The 17,091-nt window shown below is 53.3% G+C and carries 13 protein-coding genes; 5 read left to right on the plus strand and 8 right to left on the minus strand.

The window, feature by feature from the left end; translation table 11 throughout:
• Positions 1-145: 145 nt before the first annotated feature.
• Positions 146-1,660, minus strand: a complete 1,515-nt coding sequence (locus BM412_RS18980) for an extracellular solute-binding protein (protein WP_256256447.1) — start codon at positions 1,658-1,660, stop codon at positions 146-148.
• Between the two features lie 114 nt (positions 1,661-1,774).
• Between BM412_RS18980 and BM412_RS18985 the strand changes: the two genes are divergently transcribed.
• From BM412_RS18985 to BM412_RS18995, 3 genes are all read left to right on the plus strand, one after another.
• Positions 1,775-4,081 (plus strand): helix-turn-helix domain-containing protein, encoded by a 2,307-nt coding sequence (locus BM412_RS18985; protein WP_091221794.1) that lies wholly within the window; start codon positions 1,775-1,777, stop codon positions 4,079-4,081.
• A 147-nt stretch (positions 4,082-4,228) separates the two neighbouring features.
• Entirely contained in the window at positions 4,229-4,744 is a 516-nt protein-coding gene (locus BM412_RS18990; protein ID WP_091221797.1) for an RNA polymerase sigma factor, read from the plus strand.
• Positions 4,737-5,615 carry an anti-sigma-V factor RsiV gene (locus BM412_RS18995; protein ID WP_091221799.1) on the plus strand — a complete coding sequence of 293 codons (879 nt, stop codon included), beginning with the start codon at positions 4,737-4,739 and terminating at the stop codon, positions 5,613-5,615. The genes BM412_RS18990 and BM412_RS18995 overlap by 8 nt, the downstream gene beginning before the upstream one ends.
• Before the next feature lie 6 nt (positions 5,616-5,621).
• On the opposite strand, the gene BM412_RS19000 is transcribed toward BM412_RS18995, so the two are convergent.
• From BM412_RS19000 to BM412_RS19010, 3 genes are all read right to left on the minus strand, one after another.
• Positions 5,622-6,707, minus strand: coding sequence for a fatty acid desaturase family protein (locus BM412_RS19000; RefSeq protein WP_091221801.1), 1,086 nt, complete (start codon positions 6,705-6,707; stop codon positions 5,622-5,624).
• 270 nt (positions 6,708-6,977) lie between these two features.
• The gene (locus BM412_RS19005) at positions 6,978-7,166 is read right to left on the minus strand and encodes a YezD family protein (RefSeq protein WP_091221802.1); all 189 of its coding nucleotides are present in this window, start codon (positions 7,164-7,166) and stop codon (positions 6,978-6,980) included.
• 30 nt (positions 7,167-7,196) lie between these two features.
• Positions 7,197-8,222, minus strand: a complete 1,026-nt coding sequence (locus tag BM412_RS19010; protein ID WP_091221805.1) for an aldo/keto reductase — start codon at positions 8,220-8,222, stop codon at positions 7,197-7,199.
• Positions 8,223-8,597: 375 nt separating this feature from the next.
• Here BM412_RS19010 and BM412_RS19015 point away from each other — a divergent pair, with 375 nt between their 5' ends.
• Positions 8,598-9,938, plus strand: coding sequence for an LLM class flavin-dependent oxidoreductase (locus BM412_RS19015; RefSeq protein ID WP_091221807.1), 1,341 nt, complete (start codon positions 8,598-8,600; stop codon positions 9,936-9,938).
• A 25-nt stretch (positions 9,939-9,963) separates the two neighbouring features.
• Positions 9,964-10,905, plus strand: a complete 942-nt coding sequence (gene cysK / locus BM412_RS19020; protein WP_091221810.1) for a cysteine synthase A — start codon at positions 9,964-9,966, stop codon at positions 10,903-10,905.
• Here cysK and BM412_RS19025 read toward each other — a convergent pair.
• The 4 genes from BM412_RS19025 to BM412_RS19040 form a co-directional block, all read right to left on the minus strand.
• On the minus strand, positions 10,902-11,984 hold the full coding sequence (locus BM412_RS19025) for an isocitrate/isopropylmalate dehydrogenase family protein (protein WP_091221814.1): 1,083 nt from the start codon (positions 11,982-11,984) through the stop codon (positions 10,902-10,904). The genes cysK and BM412_RS19025 overlap by 4 nt on opposite strands.
• Entirely contained in the window at positions 11,981-13,801 is a 1,821-nt protein-coding gene (locus BM412_RS19030) for an ABC transporter ATP-binding protein (RefSeq protein WP_091221817.1), read from the minus strand. The genes BM412_RS19025 and BM412_RS19030 overlap by 4 nt, the downstream gene beginning before the upstream one ends.
• Complete coding sequence (locus BM412_RS19035; RefSeq protein WP_091222933.1) at positions 13,782-15,539, minus strand: ABC transporter ATP-binding protein; 1,758 nt, start codon at positions 15,537-15,539, stop codon at positions 13,782-13,784. The genes BM412_RS19030 and BM412_RS19035 overlap by 20 nt, the downstream gene beginning before the upstream one ends.
• Positions 15,540-15,618: 79 nt before the next feature.
• Positions 15,619-17,037, minus strand: a complete 1,419-nt coding sequence (locus BM412_RS19040; protein WP_091221819.1) for an ABC transporter substrate-binding protein — start codon at positions 17,035-17,037, stop codon at positions 15,619-15,621.
• Positions 17,038-17,091: the final 54 nt, after the last annotated feature.

The raw sequence follows: 17,091 nt of genomic DNA on the forward strand, positions 1-17,091 counted from the left end.
ACCATACAATCGGGCGGCGCGTTACGGATACAATCCCAACACCACATTTCGAAACTTCGGGCTACTATCTGAAGAAATGATTATCGCGTCTGTCCATGACAACAAAAAATCCGCCTCACAATCGCGAGGCGGATTCCTATCGCTTCTATTCAAAATAAGATTTCGTGAACTCCTCAATCATTGCGTTGCCGCCGCTTCGCCTCCATCTGTCGACTTCCTGATCGAATCCCGCTTGATCGATTTGCCCTAAAATATAGTGATAAGTCGCATCCGTGATGATTCGGTTCAGCTCCTCGCTCCGCTCATCGAACGTCGCGGATTCCAAATTCACGGTCGGATCCTTGACGATAAACTTCTCGTTATCGCTACTGAGCTTCTCGGCAAGCGCCAGCAGCGGGTCTTCCTGTGTAACTTGCAGAAGGTTCGGATTGCTCAAATCGGCGGTCATGAGCACATACATCGGCCCGACTTCGTCGATACGCAGCTGCTCGCTCTCAGAAGGCAGCTGAACCTGCTTGCCCTGCAGCTTGTAATGCCTGCCCTCTACGCCAAATTTCATAAGATTCGCAACGTCGGCTTCCATGGATCGGTCGAAGAATGTGAGCACCTGCTTGAGCTCATCCTCCGACTGGATCGCGCTTTTCGAAAACAGGAACAGCCCGTTGAAATTCGGGATGGACCACACCTTGTACCCTTGCGGGCCTTCGATCCGGTTGACTACCGTAAACCTTGCGTCTTTGTTGAACTGCTTCGCTTCATTGGACAGCCGCTGTACATCCGTCATGCTCCCGATATAGACGCCGGCCGTTCCTTGGATAAGCAGATTCCGCTGAATGTCTTTGCTCGTAACGGCAAAATCCTGATTCATGAGCTTCTCGTCGTACAGCTTCTTCATGAAGTTCATCGTGTCCATATATGGCGCCGTCTCGAATTCGGGCACCATACGGTGATCGGCTGCTATCCAATTGTTTGGTGTTCCGAAATAGGAGCTGAGCGTCTTGAATGCGCCGAAAACAAGATCGTTCCGGTCGGTTAATCCGATCGTATCGCGCTTGCCGTTGCGGTCCGGATCCCCATACGTAAACTGCTTCAATACGGCATAGAGCTGATCGAGCGTTCGAGGCGGGGCAAGCTTCACATTTTCGAGCCAATCCTCCCGAATAATAACGCCTTGCCGCGAGGACGGGCGCTCCGTGTACAAACCGAAGATTTTACCGTCAACAGCGGTCTGATCAAGAATATCGCCATTCAGCCGTCTTAAGTTCGGAAACGCATCCAAATAAGGACCGATTTCCCAAAACAGGTCGGAACGGATCGCGCTTTTTAACAGGTAATAATCGGTATACTTGACGAACGTCGCTTTTTTCAGGGAATTCATCGTTAGCGCTGCATTCATTTTATCGGAATAAATCTCGTCGCGAACCCAATCGATCACGAGCTTCGTGCCGGTCAAATCTTCTATTTCCTGAACAAGCGACGCCTCAGGTCCCTGCGGAAAATGAAGAGGCACCATAATGGTGATGACCGGTCTGGAATCGCCTGCTTCGATCGAATTCGAACGAAACGGATTGGAGCATGAAGCGAGCGCAAGCGCTGTAATCAGGAGAATAACCGTTTTGATGGTTCTGCTCGCAAGGCCGGATAAATGACAATGCAACAAATCAATTCCTCCCGAATCTGCAATAATGATTACTTTAGGCTTTAATGATTATTGTCCGAGTGCTGAGAAGTAGCCTACAATGGTGGTATAACATTGATAAGGTGATGGCTCTTGATGCGCTCATTCAGTTTTCTGACCAAATTAACCTTTTTCTGTTTTTTGCTCAGCACGTTGCCTGTTCTGTTCATCGGTATCTTCTCGTATGTAACTTCGTCAAATGAAATACAAAAGGATGTCAACAAAGGAAAAATCCAGCTGCTCGAGCAAATTAATGCCAATGTAGAGCAAATTCTTACGACTGTCAACCATACGCTTAACCAAGTCATAAACTCCGCCGTGCTCAAAAATGCTATGAACAGCTCCTTAACTGTAAGCGATTTCAATCTTTATGGCAATCTGCGGGATGAGCTATTGCACATGCAATCCTTCGATACCAAACTAGAAGATGTCGTCTTAATCAACAAGCGCCATAATTGGATGATCAAAAATTCCGGCTTATATCGATTCGATCAATATGCCTTCCATGCTCAGCTCGATGGGCTGATCGAAGCCAAATCGGATACGGCTTGGGTCATGAATCCGTCCCATTTGTTTTACAGCGAGGAAAGTGCCGGAAGCGCGATGTGCACGTACAGCGTTAGCCTGATTAAGAAGCTTCCTGTAACCGAGCCTAATCCCTATGGACTTATCATGGCAAACATTCCAACCTGCAGTTTGCAGTCGCTGCTTCAACATGCCCCGGATCAGTCGGATATGACGTTGATTATCGATGATCAGTACCGCATCATCGTCCACCCTGACCGCGATTTCATCGGAAAGCCCTTGTCGGCTATCGGATTCGATCAAGAAAACAAGCTTAACGAGCAGATCGGTCAGTTCTCGTCGGATATCGATCATCAATCGTTTTCCGTTACCTATTACAAATCGCCGACCAACGGCTGGATCTATATGTCTATCACTTCCATAGCCAGCCTGACGAAAGAGTCCAAAAAGATCGGCTTGTACACCGTTGCGGTTTGCGCGTTTATGCTGCTCATTACGATGCTGCTTGCATGGCTGGGATCACGGCGCATGTATTCGCCTATCGAAAGGCTTCTTAAGCAAATAGACGTGCGCAAACTCGATATCCGTCAGAATCGGACGAACGAATTCCAGGCGATCGGCGAACAAATTCGGCAATTGGCTCAATCCAAAACAAGGCTTGAGAGCGAGCTTCACCAGCATCTCAAGCAGGTACGCACGTTCTTCTTGGCTAAAGCTTTCCAGGGGAATGTGAAGCGAGGCGATCTCACGGAGCAATTGGAGCGGTTCGGCTTCAGCGCTCAGCTTGAAGAATGGCATTCGATGGCCGTCGTTACTCTCCAAATCGATTCGCTGGACGAAACCAGATACGGCAAACAAGACATCGAGCTGCTGCTCTTTGCCGTCCAGAATATGATCGAAGAACTCATACCGCCCGAGAATCGGCTTGTTTCGTTGACGATCGATCACACGGTCGTCACGCTGTTCGGCAGCGCCGCTGCAGAAATCGTGGACTTTAAAACCGCCCTATTTATGCAGACCGAGCAATTGCAGCAGCAGATTCAAAGTTTTCTTCATCTGACGGTCAGCATTGGCATCAGTCTTCCATTCCACGACATCGGGCTCCTTCCTGCCGCTTATCAAGAAGGCTTGGATGCACTGAAATACCGGCTAAAACTCGGTGAAGGCATCGTTATCCAATATGAACACGTAAATGCAGGGAAGCATTACTTTATCAGGAGCTATCCGAGCCAACTGGAAAACGACCTCATTGATGCCATAAAATTAGCCGAGAAAGAGAAAGCGAAGGAGATTCTTCAAGCTTTCCTGTCTCCCGTCTTCTCCGCGAAGATGTCGCCACAGGAGTATCATTTCCCCTTGGTGCGCCTCTTGAATAGTTTGCTGGTCGTGAAACAGGAGTCCGGAATTAGCATGAATCAGATTGGCTCCGGTCGGAGCTCGTTATTTGAGGAGCTATTCGAATTGAATACCGTGCCGGAAATCGAGGATTGGTTCTGGACGCGCATTATCTTCCCCATGGTGCGGATTTTCAGAGACCGGCAGGAGGCCCAATACTCCAACATTTCGGAGAAGATCATCGATCTGATACATCGTCATTACGATACCGATCTATCGCTGGAGGAATGCGCCGCGAAGCTTAATTACAATTCCAATTATTTAAGCAGCGTTTTCCGCAAGGAAACGAATAGCTCCTTTAGCGAGTATTTGGCTACCTACCGGTTCAGCATGGCCAAAAAATGGCTAAGAGAGAGCGATATCCCCGTGAAGGACATTGCTTCCAGGCTGCGCTACAACAATCCGCAGAACTTTATCCGTTCCTTTCGCAAGTTAGAAGGCATTACCCCCGGCCAATACCGGGAACGCCATACCGCTTCATGACAGCTTAATCAAACAAAAAGGAGCAGTTGCCGCGGCAACCTGCTCTTTTTTGTTTTCATCATTGGCAAATATTTCTGCAGCAAACTTTTTGCAAGCCTGAAACGTCATAGACTTACGTCCCTTAGCGCAAAGGAGAGTTTATTCGTCATGTTTGCTTCCCCTTCTTCGAAGGAAGTGCTGCAATGCATATTACAACATAAAGATAATGCCTATCGATTGGCATACACATACGTCAGAAATCCCGATGATGCGCTGGACATTATTCAAGATGCCATTCAGAAAGCGTTAGCCGCCTCTAAGTCGCTCAAAGATGTTTCCCTAGCGAAAAGCTGGTTTTACCGAATCGTCATAAACGCGGCTCTGGACTTCTTGAGGAAAAAGAAAAACGTTGTTCCGCTCGACCAGGAGACGCTCGAAACCTACGGATTAAGTACGCAAGATGCCTATCGGGATATCGATTTGGAACATGCGATGAATCTGCTCCCTCCCCTTTATCGAAGCGTAGTCGTGCTCCGTTATTTCGAAGACATGAAAATTGAAGAAATCGCCGGTGTCTTAAACGAAAACGTCAATACGATCAAGACGCGTTTGTACGAAGCGCTAAAAAAACTGCGCTTGTTCATGAACGATGAAAACTTTAGTAAGGTGGATGGAAATGGATAACAAGTTGAACGAACTGAAGCGACAATATCGCGAAATTCCTATCCCCGAGGGTCTGGACAATAGAGTAGATGAAGCAATTAGCAAGCATGTCCGTAAGAAGACGATACGTATTCGATGGATCGCTGCTGCGGCTGCACTCGCGACATTGTTTATTTCGGCGTTAAACACGAGTCCCTCGTTTGCGCACTCATCTTCGAAATGGCCGGTCATCGGCCCCATCGCTAAAGTACTTACTATCCGTGAATATAAGGTAGAAGAACCGACTTATAAAGCCCATATTCAAGTGCCGGCCATTTCCGATCTTGGTGACGCGTCGTTAGAACAACAGTTAAACAACAAATATGCCGCGGAGAGCAAACGGCTGTACGATGCATTCATGTCGGAAATGGAAGATTTGAAGCAAAACGGCGGTGGCGAAGCCGGCGTGGAGAGCGGTTATGTTGTCAAAGCCGATACGGATCGCCTGTTGTCCGTTGGACGCTATGTCGCCAATACCGTAGGTTCTTCCTCCACCACGTTCGAATACGATACCGTAGACAAAGTGAACCATGTGCTCATCACGCTGCCGAGCCTCTTCAAAGACGACCGGTATATTGCTCTCGTCAGCAACAACATTAAGGAACAAATGCTGATGAGAATGAAACAAGACCCAAACTCGTTTTTCTGGGTTGCCGGAAATGGCCAGCAAGAGTCGGATCTGAATTTCAGATCCATCGAAAAGGATCAAAACTTTTATATTAACGCGGACAACAAACTGGTCATTTCCTTCGATAAGTACGCCGTCGCCCCCGGATCGATGGGCATCGTAGAGTTCGTCATTCCAACGGAGCTATTAACTGACGTTCTGGTCAATCAAGCATACGTAAAATAATACCGTTTATTGATTAGAGGCTTGGTTATTCTCGGCTTGCGGACCATAATAATACGGATTTGCAGTAGCCGGCAGAGGGCGGTCCACCACATAAGAAGGATCTTTCTTCTGTTTCAGGAGTGCTGCGATGACCTCTTTAAGAGCCGCCCATAGACTGGGGCTTGGAGCCGGGTAGTCGAACTTGAGTTCTTCGTGCAAGGCGGGCAGTGCATGATAGGGAACCATAGGGAACATGTGGTGCTCAATGTGATAGTTCATGTTCCAGTAGAGGAAACGGAAGAAGGGATTGATATAGATCGTACGGGTATTCAAGCGATGATCGAGCACGTCCTCGCGCAGCCCCAAATGCTGCGCCACACCAACTAACAACAGCAAGAGCGGACCGTAGAAGGTTGGAAGTCCGATAAACATAAGCGGCAAGATGCTTCCGATTAGAACCGACCAAGTCATGATGCCAAGCAAAATCAGCATCCAAATCCGCGAAATCCAAACGGCTTTCCTCAATTCGGAAACCGGAACATAATCTTTCTCCGTGGCAGTAAGCCTTCCGAAGCAATGGGTAATCACGCTTGCGAGATCTCTTTTACCGCCATAGATATGGATGATTTCTCCGAATAGAATGCGCCATACCGGTGGTCTGGTCATTGCGATCTCCGGATCGCGACCGACGATGTACGTATCCGTATGGTGTCTCACATGGCTCCAGCGCCAAGGCGTCGGCGGTCTTAAATCCATGAAGGAAGCGATTTGATACAGCGCATCATTCATCCATGGCGTCTTGAACGCCGTGCCATGACCGCATTCATGCCACCGCGAATCGGCCATCGAAGCATAGCTGATGCCGTAAATGGCAAACGCCGGTATTGCCCACCATGTTCCCCATGAATAATAAGCTAGCAGCCCGGTGCCGGCCAGCCATGCAAACATGATCATCGTATCGCGAATAGCAGGCCCATCCTTGCGCTTCATAAGCTCTTTCAGGCGCTGACGCGGAATTGGACTGCTATACCAATCAGCGGTTGCCAGCCCTTTTTCCACCGCCAGCTTGTTCTCCGGTCCAGTCAGACTGTAATCCCTCATTTTCGCCGCCATCGTGCTGACCTCCTCGTTAAGGATAAATGATAACGCTTACTTAAATCATAACGTTTGAAGGCCGATCTGTCGTTGAATAAACCGGACATCCGTTTGCACTATTCGGACATTTAACGGTTCATTAAAGGGGGTTCCGAACAGTTGCCGCGTTGAGCGCATGCTGCAAATAACGTATGCCGCAACCGTTAGGATTCGAAGCATAGATAAAAAACGGCTGCCGAGAATTTCTCGACAGCCTCCGGCCGCTAATATGCGGCCCTTTAAGTTTTATTATGCCCGGTTAGATGAAGCTTGCTTTTTACTGCCGGAGGAACTGTTCTCAAACCGTTGACGGTCAGTCCGTTCAATCTGGACGATCGTTCCGTTATGCACAGTGATTTGAACCGAACCGTATTCCAATCCGTTTACCTGCTCCTGAATCCGGTTTAGCCAGATCTCGTCCGCTATCAGTTTAGTCATCGCAATCCCTCCTAATGATTCCTATTGCTCTTAAGCTTTGGCTGCAGCCGATTCGCGGAGCGCGTTATAAACATTGAAATCTCCCTGCGTGATTGCGTCGATTTCCGCAAGCTCATCGGCAGTCAGCTTCTCCGCTACCTTTGCAATCGATTCGGTAATATTTTGGGGTTTGGATGCCCCGAGAATGGCGGACGTGACCTGCGGCTGGCTGACGACCCAAGTCAAAGCAAGCTGAGCCAGCGTCCAACCTTTCCTAGCCGCAATCGGCTTCAATGCTTCAACGATATGGAAGTTTCGTTCGTTCTCGAGCAGCGGCTTAATTCTCGCTTCCCCCGCAGCCCCTCGCGATCCGGCCGGCGGCGCTTGGTTGAACTCGTATTTGCCGGTCAACAAGCCGCGGCCCAGCGGGCTGTACACGACTACCCCTACCTGTTCGGAGGCTGCGAACGGCAGCAATTCCTGTTCGATTCCCCGCGCGATCAGGCTGTACTCCGGCTGAATGCTCTCATAGCGGTGCAGCCCCAGCTGTGCCGAGATGCCATGCGCTTTCGCCAGCTGCCAAGCTGCATAGTTGGAAGCCCCGATGTAACGAACCTTGCCTTGACGGACAAGGTCATCAAGCGCCCGCAGCGACTCCTCAAGCGGCGTTTCCCGGTCGAAGCGGTGTACTTGATAGAGATCGATATAATCGGTTTTCAGGCGGCGCAAGCTGTTTTCAACCGCGCGAATGATATGATATCTGCTTTGTCCTTGATCATTCGGCTCATTGCCGACGCGGCCGTGCACCTTGGTCGCCAGAATAATCCGGTTTCGGCGGGAGCCCAGCAAATTGCCGAGAATCGTCTCCGATTGACCGCTCTCCTGCGGGTTGCTTAGGTCAGTGCCTTTGCCGTAGACATCGGCCGTATCGATAAAGTTGATTCCGGCATCCAGCGCCGTGTCCAGCACTTCCGCCGACTTCGACTCGTCGATCCAACGCCCGAAAGCCATCGTACCGAGCGCAACCTCCGATACTTTTAAACCCGTTCTTCCGAACTTCTTCAATGAAATGCTCATGCCTGCACGCTCCTTTAAATTAGGTTTTGGAATAAACAATGATGGCAGCTGCTTCGACCGTATCGTCCATTTAAGACAAAAAACCGGAGAGTCGCAAAGTCTGGCGTCTCTCCGGTGGTCCGGTCGATTAATTACTAGTAATCCTATGAATATACTGTGCTTAAAAATATAGCACCGACTTCCACGCATGTCAACTTGTGGAAGAACATTTTTTTTGCGGCGTTGACGCGACTCCATGTTGGTGATACGATATAGCTGATTATTCCGCTAGGATTAGTATAAATAGTTGACCAGCCCCCTGGAGACACAAGGTTCGCTTGTGTCTCCTTTTTGTTATTACGGGAGCCAAGACATACATTCATAAGGAGGATAACGATGGGCAAACCCAACAAACAAGTGCACTTGAACGTTTTTCTTCGGCAGGCCGGCCATCATGCCGCCGCCTGGCGCCATCCCAAAACGACGCCGGAGCTCACCTTCGATTTCGCCTACTACAAAGGTCTTGCGCAGACCGCGGAACGCGGGTTGCTCGATTCCGTCTTTATGGCTGACGGCTATGTCGGAACCGGACGGCGCCTGGAACCCTTCACGCTCCTATCTGCCCTCTCCGTCGTCACCGAACGCCTCGGATTAATCGGCACCGTAGGCACGACCTACAATGAGCCGTACCACGTTGCCCGCAAATTTGCTTCGCTCGACCATATCAGCGGCGGGCGGTCGGGATGGAACATTGTGACAGGCCATACGGATGCGACGGCGTACAACTTCGGGAAAGAGTCGCATCTGGAGCATTCGGAACGGTACAAATGGGCGGAGGAATTCGTTGAGGTGACGAAGCAGCTCTGGGACAGCTGGGAAGAAGACGCGCTCGTCTTCGATAAGGAAGCCGGCATCCAGTTCGACGAGAAGAAGCTGCATGAAATCAATTACTCGGGCAGCGTCTATCAGGTTAAGGGCCCGCTCAACATTCCAAGGCCGCCCCAAGGCTATCCCGTGCTCGTGCAGGCCGGCTCCTCCGAGGCGGGACGCGAATTGGCCGCGCGCACCGCGGAGGTCATCTTCACGGCGCAGCCTACGCTGGGCGAAGGAAAAGCGTTCTACGCCGATGTAAAGGGCCGGCTGACTAAGTACGGAAGATCGAACAGCGAGCTGATCATCCTGCCGGGCTTCAGCCCGATTATCGGCGATACGAAAGCCGAGGCGCAGGAGCTTGAGGATGAGCTGAACGCTTTTCACGATATCCATGAAGCGGTAGCCCGGCTATCGGAACGGTTCGGCATCGACTTGACGGGACTTCCGCTTGACGAGCCGGTCCCCCAACTGATCGACCCGAAAGGGATTGATTCCGTCAACGGCAGCAAGAGCCGGCATCAACTCATCCTGGATATGCTGCACAGCGATGCCAGCTTAACGCTCCGCCAAGTCGTGAACCGGCTCGCCGGCGCACGCGGCCACCTCCTACACACCGGCACCCCGATCGAGATTGCGGACGTTATTCAGCAGTGGATCGAACAGGATGCGGCCGACGGCTTTAACTTAATGCCCCCCATTTACCCGCACGGACTCAACATTTTCGTCGACAAGGTCGTACCCGAGCTGCAAAACCGCGGCATCTTCCGCACCGCATACGAGGGCACGACCTTAAGGGAGCACTATGGCCTTCCACGTCCGGCGAATCGGATCCGCTCCGGCGCCGCAGCTTCGCTTCCTTCCTAATCCACTATAAAAGGAGTGTCTGCATATGACCAAGATCGCCACTAACCTCACCCAACTAATCGGAAACACGCCGCTGCTGGAACTGAGAAATTTCAATGCCAACCGCAACCTCGGCGCCGTTCTGATCGCCAAGCTGGAATATTTCAATCCCGCCGGAAGCGTCAAGGACCGGATCGGGTACGCGATGATCAAGGACGCGGAAGAACGCGGCGTCATCACTAAAGACTCGGTCATCATTGAACCGACAAGCGGCAACACCGGAATCGCGCTTGCGTTCGCCGCGGCAGCGCTCGGGTACAAATTGATCATTACGCTTCCCGAGACGTTCAGCATCGAGCGAAGAAAAATGCTGCTTGCCCTCGGGGCCGAGCTTGTATTAACGCCCGGTGCCGCGGGCATGGCCGGCGCGATCAAGAGAGCCGAGGAGCTCGCGGCGGCCATACCGAACTCGTTTATTCCGCAGCAGTTCCGCAATCCGGCCAATCCCGCCATTCACCGCAAAACGACGGCGGAAGAAATATGGCGGGATACGGACGGCGCGGTCGATATCTTCGTTGGCGGCGTCGGAACCGGCGGCACGATATCCGGCGTCGGCGACGTTCTTAAACAACGCAAACCGTCGGTCCAAATCGTTGCGGTCGAACCGGCCGGCTCTCCCGTTCTCTCCGGCGGGGAGAAAGGCACCCATAAAATCCAAGGGATCGGGCCGGGTTTCGTACCGGACAACTTCCACAGGCACATCGCGGACGAAATTGTGACCGTCTCGAATGAAGATGCGCTCGATACCGCGCGTTTGCTGGCCAGGAGCGAAGGACTGGTCGTCGGCATCTCGTCCGGCGCTGCCGTCTTTGCGGCCAGTCAGATCGCGAACCGACCGCAGAATGCCGGTAAAACCATCGTCGTGCTGCTTCCCGATACCGGCGAACGTTACTTGTCCACCGAGTTGTTCCCGGTCGAAATCCTCTAACGCTCCTGTTCTCCGATAAAAGCGATGACAGCTTCCGCGAACCCCCTTGTGGAAGCTGTCCCGTTTAAATCGGCCGTACGGACGCCGGCGGCGACCGCAGTCTCGACACCGCGCAAGATTCGCGACGCGACGCGCGACAAGCGCCGATCATCGTGGCGGGCGGCCAGCCAATCCAGCAGCATCGCCGAGGATATCAGCATTCCGATCGGATTGGCGATATCCCTTCCGGCAATGTCCGGAGCAGAGCCATGCGCCGCTTGGGCCATCGCGTAGTTATCCCCCGCATTCAAAGCCCCCGCAATGCCCAGGCTGCCGACTAGCTCGGCCGCAAGGTCGGATAAGATGTCGCCGAACATGTTCGTCGTCAGAATGACGTCGAAATCGGCGGCGCGGCGGACCAGACGGGCGCAAGCGGCATCGATATGGTAATCGTCCACCTCTACGTCCGGGTACTGCGCGGCGACTTCCCGGCATACGCCGAGAAACAAACCGTAACCAAGCTTGATTACGTTCGCCTTATGAACGATCGAAACCCGCTTCCTGCGCAGTCTCGCAGCCCGGAAGGCTGCGTGGGCAATCCGTTCGGCTGCCCGGCGCGTAAACACGCCGGACGTGATGACCAGATCCGGCGTCACCTGCCACTCCCCCGTTCCGGACGCCATATTCCGGTCGGCATAGAAGCCCTCGGTGTTCTCGCGGTAAATGACGAGATCTGCGCTCTTTGCCACGCTGGCGATACCGGACATCGTCCGGTTAGGGCGGATATTCGCGAACAGGTCAAAGGCGTGACGCAGCTCCCCGCTCGGATTCCGCCCGGCACGATGCTCTGCCGGATACGATACGGAATCATGCGGTCCCATGATCCAGCCGCAGCAGTCCAGCAACGTCTCCTTCGTCAGCTGCGGCAACGGGTCGCCGTACTCCCGAATTGCCTGCAGCCCCATCGGCAGCGGCACCGGATCAAGCAGCGCAGCCCCGCTACGCCGCTCAGCCGCCGCGATGATATTCAGCGCAGCCGCCACGATTTCGGGCCCAATCCCATCTCCTTCCATAACGCCTATGCGATAAACGCTTCTCATACCAATACACCTCTCGCGTTCAAATACAGCCTGGAATAATAGCCTTTCTGTTCCATCAATCCGTCATGATTGCCTTCCTCCACGATTTGGCCTTGATCCAGCACGATGATCCGGTCGGATCGGCGGATCGTGGACAGCCGGTGCGCAATGACCAGCGTAGTCCTGCCCTCGGACACGACCCGAAGCGCGGACTGAAGCAACTGCTCCGTGTGCGAGTCCAAGTTGGCGGTTGCCTCGTCAAGAATCAAGATCTTCGGCTGAAAAACAATGATGCGGGCAAATGAAATCAACTGCTTCTCCCCGGATGAGAACCCTGTACCGTTCTCGGTCAGCCGGGTTGCGTAGCCGTCCTTCATCCGCCGCACCAGCTGGTCGACGCCGACTCGCTCGCATGCGCGGATCACCGTCTCTTCCGGGATCGATTCGTCGAACAGCCGGATGTTGTCGAGCACGCTTCCCGAGTAGAGAAACGGCTCCTGCTGCACAAGCCCGACAATCCGCTGCAGCTTCTTCTGCTTCAGCTTGCGGATATCGAAGCCGTCGATTCGGATGCTGCCTTCCTTCACGTCGTAGAACCGGCACAATAAGCTGATCAAGGAGCTTTTGCCCGCTCCGGTTGCGCCTACGATGCCCAGCATTTCGCCCGGTTGGATATTCAGATCCACTTTATGCAGCACCTGCCTGCCTTCCTTGTAGCCGAATGTGACGCCTTCGAATTCCACTTTGCCCGCGATCGACGCCCGCTTGACCGGCGTGGCTTCTTCCGGATCGCGGACATCCGGCGCCGCCTTGAATACGCTCCAAATCCGATTCACCGACACGATGGTCGATTGGACCGTATTCCACTGCTGCGTAATGGAGTTGATCGGCTGGAAAAACTGGCGGATGTACGTGATGAACGCATAGAGCACGCCAAACTCGATCTGTTCGCCTAACACCGCGCGTCCCCCCAACCACACGACGAACGCCACGGACAAGTTGCCGAGGATGTCGAAAATCCGGTTGAACACCACCATCGTTCGGATTTCGCGCAAATTGGTGCGGTAAAACGCATCGTTGCGTTCCGTAAACTGGCGCTGCTGCTCTTTCTCCTGATGAAAGACTTGGATGAGATTCATCCCGGACAAGTTCTCCGCGGCGAACGCGATCATCCGCGACAAAGCGGTTCGAACGAGCTGGTACGTCGCCCGCATATAAGCGCGAAAGCTGTAGGCGATCAGCGTGATCACGGGAATGATCAGCAAGCTGAACAGCGTCAATCGAACATCCAGCCTGAACATCAGCACGACGATAAAAATCAAGGTCAAGCCGTCCCGAAGCAGGCTCGCCAATACTTGATTGAAGAACCGGTTCAATCCTTCCGTATCGCTCGACACGTGCGCAATGAGGCTGCCCGTCGATACGCGGTCGAAGTAGGAAACCGACAGCTTCACCAAGTGCTTGAACATGCCGCTGCGGATGCCGGCCACGATGCTCTGCCCGATTCGCTGCAGCAAATTGTTTTGCAGGTAGGTAAACACGAAGCCGGCAACCGCCAGCAGGAAGTAGATGCCGCACAGCAGCAGCAGCGACCGGAAATCCGCATGGTCCGCGGTCAGCACGTCATCGATGGCAATCTTGACCAGGTAAGGCTGCAGCAGATCGGCCGAGATCGACAACAGAATAAAGAACAAGAGCACGACAAATGACCATCGGTGCGGCTTGGCGTACGTATAAAGCGCTTTGACGGCCGAGCCGTAATCGAGCGCGGCGTCGGTATCCTGCTGGATGCCCGTGCGCTGATCCTGCTGCCAATTGTTAACGATGGCTTTCGACATCCGCATCCCCCTCCTCCTGAATGGCATAAAGACGCGCATAGACGCCTTCCGCCGCGACGAGCTGCTCATGCGTGCCCCGCTGGACGATACGTCCTTCGTCCATGACGATAATCAGGTCCGCATGCTTGAGCGCGCTGATCCGATGGGAAACGATGATCGTCGTCTTGCCTTGCCGCTCGGCGCGCAGCGAATCGATGATCGCTTTCTCGGTCAGCGTATCGATCGCGCTTACGCTGTCGTCCAGGATCATAATCGGCGCCTGCTTGAACAAGCCGCGGGCAAGGCTCGCCCGCTGCCGTTGGCCGCCGGACAACGATAATCCCCGTTCTCCGAGCCTCGTCTCGAACCCATCGGGAAGCTCATGAACCTCTTGATGGATATGCGCCTGCAATGCCGCCCTTTCGATCTCCTCCAGCGCCGCGCCGCGATTGCTGAAGCCGATATTTTCGCGGATCGACGTGCTGAACAGGAAGCCGTCCTGCGGGACGTAGCCGATGCTGCTTCTGAGACTTTCCAAGGTCACGCTCCGAATATCCAGGCCATCCGCGAATATCGTGCCGGCCGGAGGATCGTAGATGCGGAGAAGCAGCTTTATTAACGTTGTCTTGCCGCTTCCCGTCTTGCCTATGATGCCTACGGATATGCCGGGCGGAAGCGTGAGATCGATCTCCGACAAGACCGGCGAGGAACCGTCCGGATACACGAACGACAGCTTGCGGATGTCGATGGCTGCATGCGCCGGGTCTTGCAACTTAAACGTCCCGGTATCGGGAACGTCCGGTTCGACGCCGAGCAGATCGTTCAAACGTTCAAGGGAAGCCCGCGCGCGCTGCATCGCATTAATGACGTCGCCAACTCGCTGAAGCGGATTGATCAGCATCCCGATGTAGAGCACCAACGTAACGAAATCGCCGAGCGAGATCGTCCGGTTGGCGGTCAAATATCCGGCCGTGGCGATCGAGGCAATCATCGACAAGGCGCCGAGAAACGGAATGACCGCCTGCAGAAGCGATGAAACGCGCACCAATTGAAGCTGGTTGTCGCGGATTTGGGCAACCGTCGCGTCGAAGCGGTCCGTCATGATGGCTTCCGCCGCGAATTTCTTCGTGACCCGGATTCCGCTGAATTGCTCTGCTGCGGTTTCCGTCATTTTACCGAGCGATTCCTGCACTTGGACGGAGCGCTTGCGGATAATCGGTCCCAGCCATGCGACGAACCACGGGATAAAGAGCAGCGGGATCAAGCTGATCAGAATCGCATAAGCCGGAATCGAGCTGAGCATCATGGACACGATTACGGAAATGAGCAGAATCGAGGAGTTCGTAATATGATTGATCCCCATCGATATGGATTCCCGGACAGCGGTCACGTCGTTGATCAGATAGTTCAGCAGCTTACCAACCCCGTACTTGGAGTAGTTGTTCAAGCTGAGCCGAGTGAATTGAATGAACAGCTTGCCCCTGGTCAACCGCTCGAACAACCGTCCCAGATACATGATCAGAAACTGCCCGCTCCCGCCAAGGATACCGTATCCGAGCGCGATCGCCGCGACCAGCAAGCTGTATGGCGCAATATCGGCCTGGGCCAGCGTGCCCTTGTGGAGCTCATCCGTGAAGCTGCCGATCGTGCGCGGCAATCGCGCCAATATCACGTTAGCCGTACCGATGGCGCAGACGGCGATGACATAGAGAACCCATTTGGACTTCATATAATCGCTTAATAGTTTCGGCTTTTTCAACAAGCATTCACTTCCTGTATCATTCTTTGGCATCATTGCAAAAGCCGGGGCTTTATCGGCCCCGGACTCCCGTCGTCTCTTATGGCGTGCCGACCGTCGTCTTGAGCGTCTCGACATCTTTATTAATGGCTTCCTCGGTTTTGCGGATTGTGGAGTTGACATCCAGGCCGCCGATCGCCAAATCTTCGGCCGCCTCGGTCAGGCGCTTGCCGATATCCAGCTCGTACGGATGAACATAATGCTCTTGCAGCGGCTCGCCGATAAACACGTTCTGTACCGTCTTGCCCTGCAGCACCGGAATATCGAGTCCGTATTCTTTGTTCAGGTCATCGTTGATAATGGCCGGTACACGGCCGTTTCGCGCGAGGATCCGCTGGCCTTCATCCGACAAAATCTCCTCGATGACTTGGAACGCTTCGTCCTTATGCTCGCTCTTGCTGTTTACGGACAGCGAGTGAATTTGGGCTTCCCTCGTCTTGCCGAGCTGATCCGAGAAGTTCGGCGCAGGCGCGATGTCCCAGTTGAACTCGACCCCTTGCTGGCGCAGTTCTTCAAGCGGTCCTACCATGTTGGCCAGCCAGGTGACGCGGATCGCTACGTTCTGGTCCTTCATAAACTGGTCGCGTCCGTAATTCCATGTTTTATCGGCCCCGACATAGCCGGGGATCTCGAATATTTTCTTCTGCAGTTCGAACACCCGGCGCCATTCCGGCGTATCGAGCGCCGCCTGGCCCGTTTCCTTGTTCAAATACGGCAGGCCCAGGCTCTTCGCCAGACCGGTCAGGTTATCGACGGAAAGGCCGACATAACGCTTGCCGCCTTCCGTACGGGTCAGCTTCTTGCCCAGTTCCAGCACTTCATCCCACGTCAGCTGCTTTTCGGTCGGATAGGGAACGCCGAATTTATCGAAGATATCCTTGTTGTAGTACAAGACGTGCTGATTGGCGTTAAACGGAATCGCGTAGATTTGGTCTCCCTTGCCCGCCGTAATTTCCGTGATATAGTTCCACAGAATCGGCTTAATGCGCGAGGTATCGAAATTGTGGCGCTTGATGAGCTCCCGAAGATCTTCATAGGCTCCTGTGCGAATGATCTGTTGATGGGAGGATGAAGACGAATAGATGATGTCCGGGGTATACGTCGACAATACTTCCTCGTTGGTCGTTTCCGCCGCCGGCGTGATCCGCTCGATCGTCACGTTCGGGTATTTTTTCTTGATCGGTTCGGCGATCAGCGTATTGAATTCGACGTCGGGGAACGTGCCGCTGGTGTTGTAGAACGTGAGCTTCAGCGGTTCGTCGCCAAGCTTCTTATAATCTGCGGATTCGTTTTTCTGGTTTTCGCCCTCTGTGCTGCCCTCGGTCGAAGCTGCGTTACCGTTACCGGCCGGCTCATTCGCTCCGGCAGACACTCCGTTGTTCTTGCCTCCTCCGCTGCTGCATGCGGCCAACAGAGTAGCCGCCAGCAGTAAATTGACCATCGTAAGTTTTTTCTTCATCTCATGACACCGCCTATAAATTTAGTAGTTGCAAGACTAGCCTTTCATTGCGCT

This window comes from Paenibacillus sp. BC26 (genome assembly GCF_900116125.1).
In the GTDB taxonomy this organism is placed as follows: Bacteria; Bacillota; Bacilli; order Paenibacillales; family Paenibacillaceae; genus Paenibacillus_Z; species Paenibacillus_Z lignilyticus.

What these genes read in the sequence shown, in the direction of transcription:
- BM412_RS18985 (WP_091221794.1), top strand. Translation starts at nt 1,775, where the DNA reads ATGCGCTCATTCAGTTTTCTGACCAAATTAACCTTTTTCTGTTTTTTG.
- BM412_RS18990 (WP_091221797.1), top strand. Translation starts at nt 4,229, where the DNA reads ATGTTTGCTTCCCCTTCTTCGAAGGAAGTGCTGCAATGCATATTACAA.
- BM412_RS18995 (WP_091221799.1), top strand. Translation starts at nt 4,737, where the DNA reads ATGGATAACAAGTTGAACGAACTGAAGCGACAATATCGCGAAATTCCT.
- BM412_RS19000 (WP_091221801.1), bottom strand. Translation starts at nt 6,707, where the DNA reads ATGGCGGCGAAAATGAGGGATTACAGTCTGACTGGACCGGAGAACAAG.
- BM412_RS19005 (WP_091221802.1), bottom strand. Translation starts at nt 7,166, where the DNA reads ATGACTAAACTGATAGCGGACGAGATCTGGCTAAACCGGATTCAGGAG.
- BM412_RS19010 (WP_091221805.1), bottom strand. Translation starts at nt 8,222, where the DNA reads ATGAGCATTTCATTGAAGAAGTTCGGAAGAACGGGTTTAAAAGTATCG.
- BM412_RS19015 (WP_091221807.1), top strand. Translation starts at nt 8,598, where the DNA reads ATGGGCAAACCCAACAAACAAGTGCACTTGAACGTTTTTCTTCGGCAG.
- cysK (WP_091221810.1), top strand. Translation starts at nt 9,964, where the DNA reads ATGACCAAGATCGCCACTAACCTCACCCAACTAATCGGAAACACGCCG.
- BM412_RS19025 (WP_091221814.1), bottom strand. Translation starts at nt 11,984, where the DNA reads ATGAGAAGCGTTTATCGCATAGGCGTTATGGAAGGAGATGGGATTGGG.
- BM412_RS19030 (WP_091221817.1), bottom strand. Translation starts at nt 13,801, where the DNA reads ATGTCGAAAGCCATCGTTAACAATTGGCAGCAGGATCAGCGCACGGGC.
- BM412_RS19040 (WP_091221819.1), bottom strand. Translation starts at nt 17,037, where the DNA reads ATGAAGAAAAAACTTACGATGGTCAATTTACTGCTGGCGGCTACTCTG.